The sequence below is a fragment of the Variovorax sp. V15 genome, assembly GCF_041154425.1.
GTDB classification, from domain to species: Bacteria; Pseudomonadota; Gammaproteobacteria; order Burkholderiales; family Burkholderiaceae_C; genus Variovorax; species Variovorax guangxiensis.
On sequence record NZ_AP028659.1, the window covers coordinates 432,934 to 448,655 of the forward strand.

General features: G+C 64.0%; 21 protein-coding genes and 1 pseudogene. 20 read left to right on the forward strand and 2 right to left on the reverse strand.

The annotated features are described in order from the left end of the window. Positions 1-36: 36 nt before the first annotated feature. The 20 genes and pseudogenes from ACAM57_RS02115 to ACAM57_RS02210 all read left to right on the forward strand — a co-directional run. Positions 37-683, forward strand: a pseudogene (locus tag ACAM57_RS02115) (D-alanyl-D-alanine carboxypeptidase family protein); the annotation flags it as partial. Continuing rightward, on the forward strand, positions 669-1,127 hold the full coding sequence (locus tag ACAM57_RS02120) for a hypothetical protein (protein ID WP_369662514.1): 459 nt from the start codon (positions 669-671) through the stop codon (positions 1,125-1,127). The pseudogene ACAM57_RS02115 and the gene ACAM57_RS02120, both read left to right, overlap by 15 nt. 212 nt (positions 1,128-1,339) lie before the next feature. Continuing rightward, positions 1,340-1,717 carry a 30S ribosomal protein S12 gene (gene rpsL, locus ACAM57_RS02125; RefSeq protein WP_013543948.1) on the forward strand — a complete coding sequence of 126 codons (378 nt, stop codon included), beginning with the start codon at positions 1,340-1,342 and terminating at the stop codon, positions 1,715-1,717. A 152-nt stretch (positions 1,718-1,869) separates the two neighbouring features. Beyond that, positions 1,870-2,343, forward strand: a complete 474-nt coding sequence (rpsG, locus tag ACAM57_RS02130) for a 30S ribosomal protein S7 (protein ID WP_007829591.1) — start codon at positions 1,870-1,872, stop codon at positions 2,341-2,343. A gap of 95 nt (positions 2,344-2,438) precedes the next feature. Next, complete coding sequence (gene fusA / locus ACAM57_RS02135) at positions 2,439-4,538, forward strand: elongation factor G (RefSeq protein WP_126025518.1); 2,100 nt, start codon at positions 2,439-2,441, stop codon at positions 4,536-4,538. 142 nt (positions 4,539-4,680) lie between these two features. Continuing rightward, entirely contained in the window at positions 4,681-5,874 is a 1,194-nt protein-coding gene (gene tuf / locus ACAM57_RS02140) for an elongation factor Tu (RefSeq protein WP_093210122.1), read from the forward strand. A gap of 25 nt (positions 5,875-5,899) precedes the next feature. Further along, the gene (gene rpsJ, locus ACAM57_RS02145) at positions 5,900-6,214 is read left to right on the forward strand and encodes a 30S ribosomal protein S10 (RefSeq protein WP_007838118.1); all 315 of its coding nucleotides are present in this window, start codon (positions 5,900-5,902) and stop codon (positions 6,212-6,214) included. 266 nt (positions 6,215-6,480) lie between these two features. Beyond that, on the forward strand, positions 6,481-7,953 hold the full coding sequence (locus tag ACAM57_RS02150; RefSeq protein ID WP_369660554.1) for a hypothetical protein: 1,473 nt from the start codon (positions 6,481-6,483) through the stop codon (positions 7,951-7,953). 21 nt (positions 7,954-7,974) lie between these two features. Further along, a complete protein-coding gene (locus ACAM57_RS02155) occupies positions 7,975-8,520 on the forward strand; it encodes a hypothetical protein (protein ID WP_126025409.1) in 546 nt (181 codons plus the stop codon). 234 nt (positions 8,521-8,754) lie between these two features. Further along, positions 8,755-9,435: a 50S ribosomal protein L3 gene (rplC, locus tag ACAM57_RS02160; RefSeq protein ID WP_126025408.1), complete on the forward strand. Its 681-nt coding sequence runs from the start codon at positions 8,755-8,757 to the stop codon at positions 9,433-9,435. Next, a complete protein-coding gene (gene rplD, locus ACAM57_RS02165; RefSeq protein ID WP_019657681.1) occupies positions 9,435-10,055 on the forward strand; it encodes a 50S ribosomal protein L4 in 621 nt (206 codons plus the stop codon). Before rplC ends, rplD begins: the two co-directional genes overlap by 1 nt. Continuing rightward, entirely contained in the window at positions 10,052-10,387 is a 336-nt protein-coding gene (gene rplW / locus ACAM57_RS02170; RefSeq protein ID WP_126025407.1) for a 50S ribosomal protein L23, read from the forward strand. Before rplD ends, rplW begins: the two co-directional genes overlap by 4 nt. Positions 10,388-10,389: 2 nt before the next feature. Next, positions 10,390-11,214: a 50S ribosomal protein L2 gene (gene rplB / locus ACAM57_RS02175; protein ID WP_126025406.1), complete on the forward strand. Its 825-nt coding sequence runs from the start codon at positions 10,390-10,392 to the stop codon at positions 11,212-11,214. A 10-nt stretch (positions 11,215-11,224) separates the two neighbouring features. After that, entirely contained in the window at positions 11,225-11,503 is a 279-nt protein-coding gene (gene rpsS, locus ACAM57_RS02180) for a 30S ribosomal protein S19 (RefSeq protein WP_007838132.1), read from the forward strand. 9 nt (positions 11,504-11,512) lie between these two features. Beyond that, positions 11,513-11,845, forward strand: coding sequence for a 50S ribosomal protein L22 (gene rplV, locus ACAM57_RS02185; protein WP_019657678.1), 333 nt, complete (start codon positions 11,513-11,515; stop codon positions 11,843-11,845). Between the two features lie 13 nt (positions 11,846-11,858). Further along, on the forward strand, positions 11,859-12,773 hold the full coding sequence (rpsC, locus tag ACAM57_RS02190) for a 30S ribosomal protein S3 (RefSeq protein ID WP_126025405.1): 915 nt from the start codon (positions 11,859-11,861) through the stop codon (positions 12,771-12,773). A 52-nt stretch (positions 12,774-12,825) separates the two neighbouring features. Continuing rightward, positions 12,826-13,242 carry a 50S ribosomal protein L16 gene (gene rplP, locus ACAM57_RS02195; RefSeq protein WP_007838137.1) on the forward strand — a complete coding sequence of 139 codons (417 nt, stop codon included), beginning with the start codon at positions 12,826-12,828 and terminating at the stop codon, positions 13,240-13,242. A gap of 55 nt (positions 13,243-13,297) precedes the next feature. Further along, on the forward strand, positions 13,298-13,507 hold the full coding sequence (gene rpmC / locus ACAM57_RS02200; protein ID WP_026346743.1) for a 50S ribosomal protein L29: 210 nt from the start codon (positions 13,298-13,300) through the stop codon (positions 13,505-13,507). A gap of 9 nt (positions 13,508-13,516) precedes the next feature. Then, positions 13,517-13,786 (forward strand): 30S ribosomal protein S17, encoded by a 270-nt coding sequence (gene rpsQ, locus ACAM57_RS02205; RefSeq protein ID WP_015867662.1) that lies wholly within the window; start codon positions 13,517-13,519, stop codon positions 13,784-13,786. 82 nt (positions 13,787-13,868) lie between these two features. Next, the gene (locus ACAM57_RS02210; RefSeq protein ID WP_126025404.1) at positions 13,869-14,375 is read left to right on the forward strand and encodes a peroxiredoxin; all 507 of its coding nucleotides are present in this window, start codon (positions 13,869-13,871) and stop codon (positions 14,373-14,375) included. Positions 14,376-14,385: 10 nt separating this feature from the next. Here ACAM57_RS02210 and ACAM57_RS02215 read toward each other — a convergent pair whose 3' ends face one another. Both ACAM57_RS02215 and ACAM57_RS02220 read right to left on the reverse strand, forming a co-directional pair. Next, positions 14,386-14,973 carry a GNAT family N-acetyltransferase gene (locus ACAM57_RS02215; protein WP_126025403.1) on the reverse strand — a complete coding sequence of 196 codons (588 nt, stop codon included), beginning with the start codon at positions 14,971-14,973 and terminating at the stop codon, positions 14,386-14,388. Then, positions 14,970-15,680, reverse strand: coding sequence for a cytochrome b/b6 domain-containing protein (locus tag ACAM57_RS02220; RefSeq protein WP_369660555.1), 711 nt, complete (start codon positions 15,678-15,680; stop codon positions 14,970-14,972). The genes ACAM57_RS02215 and ACAM57_RS02220 overlap by 4 nt, the downstream gene beginning before the upstream one ends. Between the last annotated feature and the right edge of the window lie 42 nt (positions 15,681-15,722).

A 15,722-nucleotide genomic window follows, 5' to 3' on the forward strand; every position in this document is an offset into this window, starting at 1 on the left:
GCCGCCGCCTCCTTCAGCCTGATCGCCGCCGCCCAGATGCCGGCGCCGCCTGAAATCGCCGCGCGCAGCTATCTGCTGCTGGACGTGACCGCGAACCAGATCCTGGCCCAGAAGGACATCGACAGCCCGGTCGAGCCGGCCTCGCTCACCAAGCTGATGTCCGCCTACGTGGTGTTCGACGCGCTGCGGGCCAAGAAGATCACGCTGACCCAGACCCTGCCGGTCAGTCCCCGCGCCTGGAAGATGCCTGGCTCTCGCATGTTCATCGACCCCAAGATGCAGGTGCCGGTGGAAGACCTGATCAAGGGGCTGATCGTGCAGTCGGGCAACGACGCCACGGTCGCGCTGGCCGAAGGCGTGGGCGGCACGGTGGAGCATTTCGTCGAAATGATGAACGCCCAGGCCAAGGCGCTGGGCATGAAGAACACCACCTACAAGAATCCCGAAGGCCTGACGGCGCCCGGCCACACCACACGGCCCGCGACCTGAGCATCCTGGCGACCCGCCTGGTGCGCGATTTTCCCGAGGAAGCCAAGTACTACGCCATCAAGAAGTACCGCTACCCGGGCACCCCCTCGACCAACGACACCAACCGCAACCTGCTGCTGTTCCGCGATCCGACCGTCGACGGCCTGAAGACCGGCCATACCGAAGCGGCCGGCTACTGCATGATCGCCACCGCCAAGCGCGACTTTCCCAACCTGACGGGCGGACGCCGCCTGCTGTCGATCGTGCTGGGCACCACGGGCGAGACCGTGCGCGCCAACGAGTCGCAGAAGCTGCTGAACTGGGGCTACACGGCCTATGACGCCGTGCGCCTGTTCGACGGCGGCCAGCCGGCGGCCACGCCGGCGGTGTGGAAGGGCAAGGCCAACGTCCTGAAGCTGGGCCGCCCCGAGCCGATCGTGGTGGCCGTGCCGACGGGCTCGGCCAACAAGATCAAGACCCAGGTGTCGCGCCCCGACCCGCTCGTGGCGCCGTTCACCAAATACCAGGCGGTCGGCTCGCTCAAGGTCACGCTGGACGACCAGCCCCTGGCCGACGTGCCGCTGGTGGCTCTGGAGCCGGTCGAGCAGGCCGGCGTGTTCGGCCGCGCCTGGGACGCCCTGCGCCTCTGGATCAAGTAAGCCGGGGGAGGGAAAAGAGCCACGCAAGGGCTGCTGGCGGGCATCCGCGGCAGCCGACTTTGCCGTTTCGGGGCTCCTTTGCTATACTCGTGGGCTTTTCGGAATTTTCCGAAGGGTTTCACGTTTTCGTCATTCCCGGCCTCCTTGAGTCACGACAAGGGTGGCTTCACAGCCAGGGCCGGGCGTTTCTCGTTTTGGGGACTTTTTAATTCATGCCAACCATCAATCAACTGGTGCGTCAGGGTCGAACGGTCGAAAAGATCAATTCGAAGAGCCCTGCCATGCAGAACTCGCCGCAACGTCGCGGCGTCTGCACCCGCGTCTACACCACGACGCCGAAGAAGCCGAACTCGGCTCTGCGTAAAGTCGCCAAGGTCCGCCTGACCAACGGCTTCGAAGTCATTTCCTACATCGGGGGCGAAGGCCACAACCTCCAGGAACACAGCGTCGTGCTGGTCCGCGGCGGTCGTGTGAAGGACTTGCCCGGTGTTCGCTACCACATCGTTCGCGGTTCGCTCGACCTGCAAGGCGTGAAAGACCGCAAGCAGTCGCGTTCCAAGTACGGCGCGAAGCGTCCCAAGAAGGCCTGATAGGTCTTCCTGTCGTCAAAAACAAACGGTGTTCGGTTACCTTGGCGGGTACATCGAACGAAGTGACCCACTGTCGGGTCGAGTAAGTGAGAGTCCTGACTGGCTCTCGCGGTGCCGGAAACGGTGCCAACTGAAGCAAAGAGGTTAGAAAAATGCCACGTCGTCGCGAAGTCCCCAAACGTGAAATCCTGCCGGATCCCAAGTACGGCAATGTCGAGCTGTCCAAATTCATGAACGTGATCATGGAAGGCGGCAAGAAGGCTGTTGCCGAGCGCATCATCTACGGCGCGCTCGACTTCATCGAGAAGAAGAACCCGGACAAGGACCCCCTCGAAGCGTTCACCGTTGCCATCAACAACGTGAAGCCGATGGTCGAAGTGAAGTCGCGCCGCGTCGGCGGTGCGAACTACCAGGTGCCGGTCGAAGTCCGCCCCGTCCGTCGCCTCGCCCTGTCGATGCGCTGGATCAAGGAAGCCGCCCGCAAGCGCGGCGAGAAGTCGATGGCCCTGCGTCTGGCCAACGAACTGATGGAAGCCACGGAAGGCCGTGGCGGCGCAATGAAGAAGCGCGACGAAGTGCACCGCATGGCAGAAGCCAACCGCGCATTCAGCCACTTCCGCTTCTAAAAACCAAACTTCGCTTGGGCGTTGGGTGTCGGGTGACGGGTGCAAGGCCCGTTCTCGAGGCCCAGCGCTCAACGCATTTAACCCGAAAGTAAATCATGTCCCGCAAGACCCCCATCGAGCGCTACCGCAACATCGGCATCTCCGCGCACATCGACGCTGGCAAGACCACGACGACCGAACGCATCCTGTTCTACACCGGTGTGAACCACAAGATCGGTGAAGTGCACGACGGCGCCGCCACGATGGACTGGATGGAGCAAGAGCAAGAGCGCGGCATCACCATCACCTCGGCTGCCACCACCTGCTTCTGGAAGGGCATGGCCGGCAAGTTCGACGAACACCGCATCAACATCATCGACACCCCCGGCCACGTGGACTTCACCATTGAAGTCGAGCGCTCGATGCGCGTGCTGGACGGCGCCGTGATGGTGTACGACGCCGTCGGCGGCGTGCAGCCCCAGTCGGAAACCGTCTGGCGCCAGGCCAACAAGTACAAGGTTCCGCGTCTCGCGTTCGTCAACAAGATGGACCGTACCGGTGCCGACTTCCTGCGCGTCCGTCAGATGATGATCGACCGCCTGAAGGCCAACCCCGTCGTGATCCAGATCCCGATCGGCGCCGAAGAGCACTTCCAGGGCATCGTCGACCTCGTGAAGATGAAGGCGATCATCTGGGATGAGGACAAGGGCGTGACCTTCCAGTACGGCGACATTCCCGCCAACCTGGTCGACGTCTGCAACGAGTACCGCGAAAAGCTCGTCGAAGCGGCTGCCGAAGCCAGCGAAGACCTGATGAACAAGTACCTCGAAGGCGGCGAGCTGAGCGAGGAAGAGATCAAGAAGGCCCTGCGCCAGCGCACCATCGCAGGCGAAATCCAGCCGATGCTGTGCGGCTCGGCCTTCAAGAACAAGGGCGTGCAGGCCATGCTCGACGCTGTCGTCGAATACATGCCCTCGCCGCTGGACATCCCGCCGGTGGCTGGCGTGTCGGAAGACGAAACGCCCACGACCCGCAAGGCAGACGACAACGAGAAGTTCTCGGCCCTGGCATTCAAGCTGATGACCGACCCGTTCGTGGGCCAGCTGACCTTCGTGCGCGTCTACTCGGGCGTGCTCTCGAAGGGCGACAGCGTCTACAACCCGGTGCGCGGCAAGAAGGAGCGTATCGGCCGTATCGTGCAGATGCACGCCAACAACCGTGAAGAAGTCAGCGAAATCCGCGCCGGCGACATCGCCGCCTGCGTGGGCCTGAAGGACGTGACCACCGGCGAGACGCTGTGCGATCCGGAAGCCGTCGTGACCCTCGAGCGCATGCACTTCCCCGAGCCGGTGATCCGCCAGGCCGTGGAGCCGAAGAGCAAGGCCGACCAGGAAAAGATGGGTATCGCACTGGGCCGCCTGGCGCAGGAAGATCCCTCGTTCCGCGTCAACACCGACGAAGAATCCGGTCAGACCATCATCGGCGGCATGGGCGAGCTCCACCTCGAAATCATCGTGGACCGCATGAAGCGCGAATTCGGCGTGGAAGCCAACGTGGGCAAGCCGCAGGTGGCCTACCGCGAAACGATCCGCAAGACCGTCGAGGAAGCCGAAGGCAAGTTCGTTCGCCAGTCGGGTGGCAAGGGCCAGTACGGCCACGTGGTGCTGAAGATCGAACCCCAGGAAGCCGGCAAGGGCTTCGAGTTCGTCGACGCCATCAAGGGCGGTGTGGTTCCTCGCGAATACATCCCCGCGGTCGAGAAGGGCATCGTGGAAGCACTGGGCCAGGGCGTGCTGGCGGGCTACCCCGTCGTGGACGTCAAGGTCACGCTGCACTTCGGTTCGTACCACGACGTGGACTCGAACGAAATGGCGTTCAAGATGGCCGCGATCTTCGGCTTCAAGGAAGGTGCCCGCAAGGCCAACCCCGTGATCCTCGAGCCGATGATGGCCGTGGAAGTGGAAACGCCTGAAGACTACGCCGGCAACGTGATGGGCGACCTGTCGTCCCGCCGCGGCATGGTGCAGGGCATGGACGACATGGTCGGTGGCGGCAAGGCCATCAAGGCAGAAGTGCCGCTGTCGGAAATGTTCGGCTACTCGACCACGCTGCGCTCGATGTCGCAAGGCCGTGCAACGTACACGATGGAGTTCAAGCACTACGCCGAAGCTCCGCGCAACGTTGCCGAAGCCATCGTGGCCGCTCGCGCCAAGTAAGCTTTTCAAGAACGTCGGGTCATGCAGTGCATGGCCCTTCTTGTCTGCGATCCGGTGCCGCCCTGTTCCCGTGCGGGGCGAACCAGCAACCGGATGCAGACATAAAACCAATACACGGGACTGCTCTTTCAAGGATTGAAAAATGGCAAAAGGTAAATTCACCCGCACCAAGCCGCACGTGAACGTGGGCACGATCGGTCACGTCGACCACGGCAAGACCACGCTGACGGCTGCGATCGCAACGGTGCTGTCGTCGAAGTTCGGCGGCGAAGCCAAGGCCTACGACCAGATCGACGCTGCGCCTGAAGAAAAGGCACGCGGCATCACGATCAACACCGCGCACGTCGAATACGAAACGGCCAACCGCCACTACGCACACGTCGACTGCCCCGGCCACGCCGACTACGTGAAGAACATGATCACCGGCGCCGCCCAGATGGACGGCGCGATCCTGGTGTGCTCGGCCGCCGACGGCCCGATGCCCCAGACCCGTGAACACATCCTGCTGGCTCGCCAGGTGGGCGTGGGCTACATCATCGTGTTCCTGAACAAGTGCGACATGGTCGACGACAAGGAACTGCTCGAGCTGGTCGAGATGGAAGTCCGCGAACTCCTCGACAAGTACGAATTCCCCGGCGACGACACCCCCATCATCCACGGCTCGGCCAAGCTGGCCCTGGAAGGCGACAAGGGCGAACTCGGCGAAGGCTCGATCATGAAGCTGGCCGAAGCCCTGGACACGTACATCCCGACGCCCGAGCGCGCCGTGGACGGCACGTTCCTGATGCCCGTGGAAGACGTGTTCTCGATCTCGGGTCGCGGCACGGTGGTGACCGGCGCCGTCGAGCGCGGTGTGATCAAGGTCGGTGAAGAAATCGAAATCGTGGGCATCCGCCCGACGGTCAAGACCACCTGCACCGGCGTGGAAATGTTCCGCAAGCTGCTGGACCAGGGCCAGGCTGGCGACAACGTCGGCGTGCTGCTGCGCGGCACGAAGCGCGAAGAAGTCGAGCGCGGCCAGGTGCTGTGCAAGCCCGGCTCGATCAAGCCGCACACGCACTTCACCGCCGAGGTGTACGTTCTGTCGAAGGACGAAGGCGGCCGTCACACGCCGTTCTTCAACAACTACCGTCCGCAGTTCTACTTCCGCACGACGGACGTGACCGGCGCGATCGAGCTGCCCAAGGACAAGGAAATGGTCATGCCCGGCGACAATGTCAGCATTACCGTGAAGCTGATCGCTCCGATCGCCATGGAAGAAGGTCTGCGCTTCGCCATCCGCGAAGGCGGCCGCACCGTGGGTTCGGGCGTCGTGGCGAAGATCCTCGACCTGTAATCAAGACGGGAGCAAAGGAATCACCATGGCTACCAAGCAAAAGATCCGCATCCGCCTGAAGGCATTCGACTACAAGCTGATCGACCAGTCGGCCGCTGAAATCGTGGACACCGCAAAGCGCACCGGCGCGATCGTCAAGGGCCCCGTGCCCCTGCCGACCCGCATGAAGCGCTTCGACATCCTGCGTTCGCCGCACGTCAACAAGACGTCGCGCGACCAGCTGGAAATCCGTACGCACCAGCGCCTGATGGACATCGTCGACCCGACCGACAAGACCGTGGACGCGCTGATGAAGCTCGACCTGCCGGCTGGCGTGGACGTCGAAATCAAGCTGCAGTAATCCATTCGGCTTCGCGCCGCAAGTGCTGCAAAACCCGCCTGCAGAAATGCAGGCGGGTTTTGTGCTTTATGTCTCACGAATGTGGCATCCTCCCGTGCCGACGCCCGCCAATTTCCGAGGCGTCGGGTAGCTGAAGCGAGGGCAGCACAACTATGGGACAACGCATCTCTTTTTCGTCGGGCCTGGTTGCCTGTGTCGCGGCAGCGCTTCTGACTGCTTGCGGTGGCGGAGGAGGAGGGGGCGGCGGTGGCATCCCCTTGCTCCCTTTGATCCCGACGACACCGGTTGCGCTGAGCGGTACGGCCACCTACGAGTCGGTGCCCAACCCCAGCGGCCGCCTCGTGTACGCCGACACCACGGTCAAACCGGTGCGCGGTGCTTTTGTCGAAGTGCTCGATGCCGCCAGCGGCAACCAGCTTGCCACGACGGCCACCGACGAGAACGGGGCCTATTCGGTGAATGTCCAGGGCAACACGAACGTCATCGTCCGTGTGCGGGCCCAGCTGACCCGTACCGGCGCGCTCCCGACCTGGGACGTCACCGTCCGGGACAACACGCAGTCGAGCGCGATCTATTCCATGCAGTCCTCGGTGTTCTCCACGGGCAGCGCTGCGCTCACCCGTGACCTGCGTGCCGCCAGCGGCTGGGGCGGGTCGAGCTACACCGGCCAGCGCGTGTCGGGGCCGTTCGCCATCATGGACACGGTCTATACCGCGATGCAGAAGGTGATGACGGCCGCTCCGGCGACGGCATTCCCTTCGCTGAAGGTGTTCTGGAGCGTCAACAACACCAACTCCGGCGGCAGCATCGCGCTGGGGCAGATCGGCACCACCTTCTTCGTGGGCAGGAGCTCGGGCGCCGAGATCTACGTGCTCGGCAAGGAGAACGTGGATACCGACGAGTTCGATGCGCCGGTGATTGCCCACGAGTGGGGCCACTATTACCAGGCCTCCTTCAGCCGCGACGACTCGACTGGCGGCGCGCACTCCACGAGCGAGCGCGTCGATCGCCGGCTGGCCTTCTCCGAAGGGTGGGGCAACGGCTGGTCGGGAATTGCGCTGGGGCGCAGCAACTATGTCGATTCGGGCGGGCCCGGCCAGGCGCAGGGCGGCAATCTCGATCTGACGAGAGGGCCGACGACCAATCCGGGCTGGTTCCGCGAATCCTCGATCCAGTCGATCTTCTGGAACCTGAACCAGCAGGTCGGGTTCAAGCCGATCCACGACACGATGACGAGCGCGCTGTTCAGGGGCGGCGCGCCGGTTACCTCGATTCACCCGTTCACTGCTGCTTTCAACGTGGTGGCGTCGGGCAATGCTCCGGCTTTGGCGGCGCTGCTGACGGGCCAGAGCATCAACGCCGCCTCCAACGACGCCTACGGCACGCAGGAAACCAACGGTGGCGGGTCGCCGACCGTGAACTACGTGTTGCCGATGTACAACCAGGCGACGGTCGGTGCGAGCACCTCGGCTTGCGTGACGAACGCAGAAGATCCCCAGCGCGACGGAAACAAGCTCGGCAGCTTCTCCTACCTGCGCTTCACGGCACCCGCGAGCCGCAGCTACCAGTTCGCGATCACCCCGCCTGCGGGCGCCAGCCCCAATTTCGTGATCTACAGGGGCGGGGTGGTGAGCCGGAACACCAATTCGGTCAACCTGTCGGCCGGCGACCATGTTCTGGTCGTCAATGATGTCAACAACTCCGGCGCAAACACCTGCTTCGGCGTGCTGATCCAATAAGCAGCAGCGAGGAAGTCCACCATGAACCTCCGTTCCAGTCCGATGATTGCCACCGCCGCTGCACTTCTGGCGCTCGCTGCCGCCTCGGCGTGCGCAGACGGTGCCCCGGGGCAGCGCGCGGCCAGTCAGGCAGCGGCTTCCCGCAATGCAGTACCCATGACGGCTGCGGCTCGCAAGCCCAATGATTCCGGCGTGGCGATCCAGTACAGGGTCGAGGGCGCGGCGCAGGTCGGGCGCTCGGTCGCCGTCGTTCTCCAGTTCGATGGCGTGAGCGATCCTGCCGGCGCTACCGCACGTTTGACGACCGATGCGGGCCTTTCCCTGGCAACAAGCAGCAGCCTCGCCTTGCCGGCAGGCCAGAGTACTACGGCCACCGCGCGTGTCACCGTCGACCGGGAAGGCCTTGCCTACCTGAACGTCTTCGTCACGCAGAACGGTGCCATGAGCATCGTCGCCATCCCCATCCAGACCGGGGCCGCTGCGCCCGCCATGAAGGCTGCGGGCGAGATGAAATCGTCGGCGGAGGGCGAGAAGATCATCTCGATGCCGGCCAAAGAGCCGAAATAGGCTCGAAAACGCCCCGAAAACAGGCCTCCGAGGCTGAAAGCGCCGCAATGGCGGCACTTGCACCAGGCCCGCAGCGCGGGCTATAATCGCTGGCTCTGCCCTTGTTGCGCCCGCATGGGCGCTATGCGAGCAGAGATTTATCAACCTTCTTCCGCAGTTCGGGGAAGCCCGACAAACGCTGTCGCCAATTGAAGTGGCAGCGGCGAAGGAAGCTTCCATTTTTGGAGAAAACAAATGAGTCTGAGCAACTCCCTCGGGTTGCTGGGCCGCAAGGTGGGGATGATGCGTCTCTTCACCGATGACGGGGACGCAGTTCCCGTCACGGTGGTGGATGTGTCCAACAACCGCGTGACCCAGATCAAGTCCCAAGAGAACGATGGCTACGTCGCCCTGCAGGTGACGTTCGGTTCGCGCAAGGCATCGCGCGTGACCAAGCCCGAAGCCGGCCACCTCGCCAAGGCGGGTGTCGAAGCCGGTGAGATCATCCAGGAATTCCGCGTTACCGCCGATACCGCTGGTCAGCACAAGGCTGGCGGCGTGATCCCGGTGGCAAGCGTCTTCTCCGTGGGCCAGAAGGTGGACGTGCAGGGCACTTCCATCGGCAAGGGCTACGCTGGCACGATCAAGCGTCACAACATGAGCTCGCAGCGCGCGTCGCACGGTAACAGCCGTTCGCACAACGTGCCCGGCTCGATCGGTATGGCGCAAGACCCCGGTCGCGTGTTCCCCGGCAAGCGCATGACGGGCCACCTCGGCGACGTCACCCGCACCACGCAAAACCTCGACGTCTTCCGTATCGACGAAGCACGTCAACTGCTGCTCATCAAGGGCGCGATTCCGGGTGCCAAGGGTGGCTTCGTCACCGTGCGTCCCGCCATCAAGGCCAAGCCGCAGGCTGCCCAAGGAGCGAAGTAATGGAACTCGAACTCCTGAACGAACAAGGCCAGGCCGCGTCGAAGTACGACGCCCCCGAGACCGTGTTCGGCCGTGACTACAACGAAGACCTGGTCCACCAGATCGTCGTTGCTTTCCAGGCCAACGCACGCCAAGGCACTCGCGCCCAGAAGGACCGCGAGCAGGTCAAGCACTCGACCAAGAAGCCTTTCAAGCAAAAGGGAACGGGCCGCGCCCGTGCCGGTATGACTTCCTCGCCGCTGTGGCGCGGGGGCGGCCGGATCTTCCCGAACATGCCTGACGAAAACTTCTCGCAGAAGATCAACAAGAAGATGTACCGCGCCGGCATGGCGTCCATCTTCTCGCAGCTCGCTCGCGAAGGCCGTCTGGCCGTGGTCGACTCGATCAAGGTCGACTCGCCCAAGACCAAGCCGCTGGCAGCCCGTTTCAAGGCGATGAATCTCGAGTCCGTGCTCGTGATCGCCGAAGAAGTCGACGAAAACCTGTACCTTGCCTCGCGCAATCTGGTCAACGTTCTCGTGGTCGAACCCCGTTACGCCGACCCGGTGTCGCTGGTTCACTACAAGAAGGTGCTGGTCACCAAGGGTGCCGTCGACAAGCTCAAGGAGATGTTCGCATGAGCCGCGTGAACCCCACCGCCGCTGAACGTACGTTCGACGAAGGCCGACTGATGTCGGTGCTGGTCGCCCCGATCGTGTCCGAAAAGGCCACGATGGTCGGCGAGAAGTCGAACGCTGTCACTTTCAAGGTGTTGCAAGACGCCACCAAGCCCGAAATCAAGGCCGCCGTCGAACTGATGTTCAAGGTCGAAGTCAAGGGCGTGTCGGTGCTCAACACCAAGGGCAAGACCAAGCGCTTCGGCAAGTCCGTCGGCCGCCGCGACAACGTTCGCAAGGCCTATGTGACCCTGAAGGCCGGTCAAGAGCTCAACCTCGTCGGGGAAGGCGCTTAATCATGGCCGTCATCAAGATGAAACCCACTTCGCCGGGCCAACGCGGCGCGGTGAAGATCTCGCGTGACCACCTGTTCAAGGGTGCTCCTCACGCCCCCCTTCTGGAACCCCAGTTCCAGAAGGCCGGCCGCAACAACAACGGCCACATCACGATCCGTCATCGTGGCGGCGGTGCCAAGCACCACTACCGCGTCGTCGACTTCGTGCGCAACAAGGACGGCATCCCGGCCAAGGTCGAACGCATCGAATACGACCCGAACCGTACCGCCCACATCGCTCTGGTCTGCTACGCCGACGGCGAGCGCCGCTACATCATCGCCCCGCGCGGTCTGGAAGCCGGTGCAACGCTGCTGTCGGGCGCAGAAGCCCCGATCCGCGCCGGCAACACCCTGCCGATCCGCAACATTCCGGTGGGTTCGACGATCCACTGCATCGAACTGCAGCCCGGCAAGGGCGCGCAGATCGCCCGCTCGGCCGGTACCTCGGCCACGCTGCTGGCCCGTGAAGGCGTCTACGCCCAGGTCCGCATGCGTTCGGGCGAAGTCCGCCGCATTCACATCGAGTGCCGCGCGACCATCGGTGAAGTGGCGAACGAAGAGCACAGCCTGCGCCAGCTCGGCAAGGCCGGTGTGAAGCGTCACATGGGTATCCGCCCGACCGTCCGCGGCGTGGTGATGAACCCGATCGACCACCCGCACGGTGGTGGTGAAGGCCGTACCGGCGAAGGCCGTCATCCGGTCGACCCGTGGGGCAATCTGACCAAGGGTTATCGGACCCGCAACAACAAGCGCACGCAGGTATTCATCGTGTCGCGTCGCAAGAAGTAAGGGATAGCCAATGACTCGCTCTCTCAAGAAGGGTCCGTTCGTCGACCACCACCTCGTGGCCAAGGCCGACAAGGCCGTGACGACCAAGGACAAGAAGCCGATCAAGACCTGGTCGCGCCGCTCGATGGTTCTGCCCGAGTTCATCGGCCTGACCATCGCCGTGCACAACGGCAAGCAACACGTGCCTGTGTACATCACCGACCAGATGGTCGGCCACAAGCTCGGCGAATTTGCGCTCACCCGCACGTTCAAGGGGCACCCCGCGGACAAGAAAGTCCAGAAGAAGTAAGGAACGACCATGTCTGAAACACGTGCAGTCCTCCGCGGTGTCCGCCTGTCGGTCGACAAGGGCCGTCTGGTCGCTGACCTCATCCGCGGCAAGAAGGTCGATCAAGCGCTCAACATCCTGCAATTCACGCAGAAGAAGGCCGCTGTGATCGTGAAGAAGGTGCTCGAATCGGCTATCGCCAACGCCGAGCACAACGACGGTGCCGACATCGACGAACTGAAGGTCAAGACCATCTACGTCGAGCAAGGCGCCACGCTCAAGCGCTTCACGGCGCGCGCCAAGGGTCGCGGCAATCGCATCAGCAAGCCCACGTGCCATGTGTACGTGACGGTTGGCAACTAAGCCTGGAAGAAATATGGGACAGAAAATCCACCCAACCGGCTTCCGCCTGGCGGTTACCCGTAATTGGTCCAGCCGCTGGTACGCAAGCGACCGCGATTTCGCGGGCATGCTGGCCGAAGACATCAAGGTTCGCGAGTACCTGAAGAAGAAGCTGAAGAACGCTTCGGTCTCGCGCGTCATGATCGAGCGTCCCGCCAAGAACGCACGCATCACGATCTTCTCGGCTCGTCCGGGCGTCGTGATCGGCAAGAAGGGCGAAGACATCGAAAACCTCAAGCGCGAACTGGGCAAGCAACTCGGCGTGCCGGTTGCGGTCAACATCGAAGAAGTGCGCAAGCCCGAAATCGATGCGCAGCTGATCGCCGACAGCATCACGCAGCAGCTCGAGAAGCGGATCATGTTCCGCCGCGCCATGAAGCGCGCCATGCAGAACGCCATGCGTCTGGGTGCCCTGGGCATCAAGATCATGTCGGCTGGCCGTCTGAACGGCATCGAAATCGCTCGTACCGAGTGGTATCGCGAAGGCCGCGTGCCGCTGCACACCCTGCGCGCCGACATCGACTACGGCACCTCCGAAGCCAAGACGACCTACGGCGTCATCGGCGTGAAGGTGTGGGTCTACAAGGGCGACACGCTGGGTCGCAACGACCTGCCCGCCGTCGAGACGCCGCGTCCTGAAGAAGAACGTCGCCCGCGTGGTCCCCGCCGCGATGGCCGCCCCGGTGGCGACCGTCCGGGCAGCGACCGCCGTGGCCCCGGCCCGCGCGCCGGTGCCCGCGGCCCGATCGGTGGCAACACCGCTCCGGCCGATGGCAGCGACAAGCCCGCAGAAGCAACCGGCGGTGCCGGTGCAGACTCGAAACCCGCCGTTAAGCGCGTCCGCAAAGCCGCGCCCGCTGCAGCAGCGGACGGTGCCAAGGCCGAGTAATCGGTCGCTCCCGGGCGCGCAAGCGCCTGGGGCCCTCACGGAGTAACAAAACATGCTGCAACCTGCACGCAGAAAGTTCCGCAAGGAACAAAAGGGCCGCAACACCGGCATCGCAACCACGGGTAACTCGGTTGCGTTCGGTGACTTCGGTCTCAAATGCACCGACCGCGGCCGCCTGACGGCGCGCCAGATCGAAGCCGCTCGCCGCGCGATTTCGCGTCACGTGAAGCGCGGTGGCCGTATCTGGATCCGCGTGTTCCCCGACAAGCCGATCTCGACCAAGCCCGCAGAAGTGCGGATGGGTAACGGCAAGGGCAACCCCGAGTACTACGTCGCCGAAATCCAGCCCGGCAAGATCGTGTTCGAGATCGTCGGCGTGCCCGAAGAGCTCGCCCGCGAAGCGTTCCGCCTGGCTGCCGCCAAGCTGCCGCTGCGCACGACGTTCGTCGCTCGCCAGCTCGGCGCCTGAGAGGAGAACATCCATGGCAACACGTAAGAAGAAGGAAACCGCGGCTCCGGCCAAGGTGACGAAGGCCGCAACCCTGCGCACGAAGGACGTCGCAGGCCTGCAAGCCGAAATCAAGGATCTGCAGAAGGCCCACTTCGGCCTGCGCATGCAGAAGGCCACGCAACAGCTGTCGAACACCTCGACGCTGCGCGTGACCCGCCGCGACATCGCGCGCGCCAAGACCATTCTTGCCCAGAAGCAGCAAGAAGCCCAAGCCGCCAAGTAAGGAGTGAACATGACGGAAGCTAAAAAATCCCTCAAGCGCACCTTGATCGGCAAGGTGGTCAGCGACAAGCGCGCGAAGACCGTGACCGTGCTGGTCGAGCGTCGTGTGAAGCACGAGCTCTACGGCAAGATCGTGGCCAAGACGAGCAAGTACCACGCCCACGACGAAAAGGGCGAGTACAAGCTGGGCGACACCATCGAGATCACGGAAAGCCGTCCGATCTCGAAGACCAAGAACTGGGTCGTGACCCGTCTGGTCGAGAAGGCCGTCCTGGTCTGATCAATCATTGGAGCCCCCGGGGGCATCCGATCCGGAAACGGCCCACAATGTGGGCCGTTTTTCTTTTTCAGGAGCACATTCAATGATCAAAGTCGGCGACACCCTTCCCTCGGCCACCCTGCAGGAATACTCCGAAGTCGAGGGCGAAGGCTGCAGCATCGGCCCGAACCCCGTGGACGTGGCCAAGGCGACGGCTGGCAAGACCATCGCGCTGTTCGCGCTGCCCGGCGCCTTCACCCCCACCTGTTCGGCCAAGCACGTGCCGGGCTATGTTCAGCACTTCGACGACTTCAAGGCCGCCGGCGTGGACGAGATCTGGTGCGTCAGCGTGAACGACGCCTTCGTGATGGGCGCCTGGGCGCGCGACCAGAAGACCGGCGCCAAGGTTCGCATGCTGGCCGACGGCAGCGCCGACTTCGCGAAGGCCACCGGCCTCACGCTCGACCTGACCGGACGCGGCATGGGCCTGCGCAGCAACCGCTACTCGATGCTGGTGAAGGACGGCAAGGTCGCGACGCTGAACGTCGAGGCACCGGGCAAGTTCGAAGTGAGCGACGCCGGCACGCTGCTGGCCCAGGCCCGCGGCTGAGGCCGGCGGGTCAGAGATCTACTTTCAAGTAGTGAGCCCCGGCGACGGGGTTGTGATAGTAGGGCGGTACCTCCACGAAACCCAGGTCTTCGTAGAGCGCCCGGGCCGATTCCATGTCGTCGAGGGTATCCAGCAGCACGCAGCCGTAACCCGCGCTGCGTGCGGCATCGAGGATCGCCTCGGCCAGCTGGCGGCCCAGCCCGAGGCCGCGGAAGCCGGGGCGCACGTACAGGCGCTTCATTTCCGCCGCGTTCGCGTAGTCCGCGTTGTCCAGCGGACGCAGCGCGCAGCACCCCGCCACATGGGCCAGCGTGCCGTCGGCGCGCTGCAGCGTCGGAGCCCGGCGTCCGGCGTCTTCCTTGACGTTCGCCGGATCGACCAGCGCAAGCAGCAGCGTGCCTCGCGGCTCGGCGTATTCGCCGGGCAACTGCGCCAGTTCGCCGTCGAAATCCTGGAAATCCAGGTCGATGCCCAGCGAAGCCGCGTAGTCACGGAAGATCGTGCGTGTCGCCTCGATCTCGTGGGCCTCTTCGGGGGTGAGCAGCACCACCGCCGGCATGGCCGACAGCGGCAGGGGGCGTGAAACAGAGAAGCTCATACGCGCAACGAGGAAATCCACCAGGCCACGCCCGCGCACAGCGCGAACAGCCCCAGCGCCAGCCAGCGCGAGGCCGCATCGTCGCGGCTGGGCGCCACCTGGCCGCTTTCGGAAGGGACCAGCTTGTCGCCCGACACCATCGGCCGCACCAGGCGGTGCCGCTTGATGAGCACGTAGAACAGCACGGCCAGCACATGCAGGCTCGCAAGGGCGATCACGATCCACTTGCCCTGCGCCTTGTGCCAGCCGGTGGCCATGCCAACGATCTCGCCGGAGACGAAGCGGGTGAGCGGCCCCGAGGCCGAGATCTCGTCGTCCGCCATCAGCCCGGTAGCGACCTGCAGCACCAGGATGGCCAGCACCGCGAACACCGACAGCGCGCCCAGCGGCGTGTGCCCGATCAGGTGGTCCGGATGCGCCCGGCCGCGCAGGTAGGCCGCCAGCGAGCCCGGCCCGTAGACGAAAGCCCCGAAGCGCGACCAGCGTCCACCCATGAAGCCCCAGAGCAGCCTGAAAAGCAGCAGCGCCAGGACCGTGTAGCCGATGCGGAAGTGCCACTCCATGGCCCCGTTCAGGCCGGTGCCGATCATGCCGACGACGGCGATGGCCAGCGCCCAGTGGAAAAGGCGCGTCGGCAGGTCCCAGACCCGGGTGCGGGCGCCGGGGCCGGAGGCCGCGCGAAAGGCGGCCACGGAGGTGTCGGTCATCGAGGAAGGCGCTGGGGGGCGCGGTGCTGCGGAAGGCGCAGA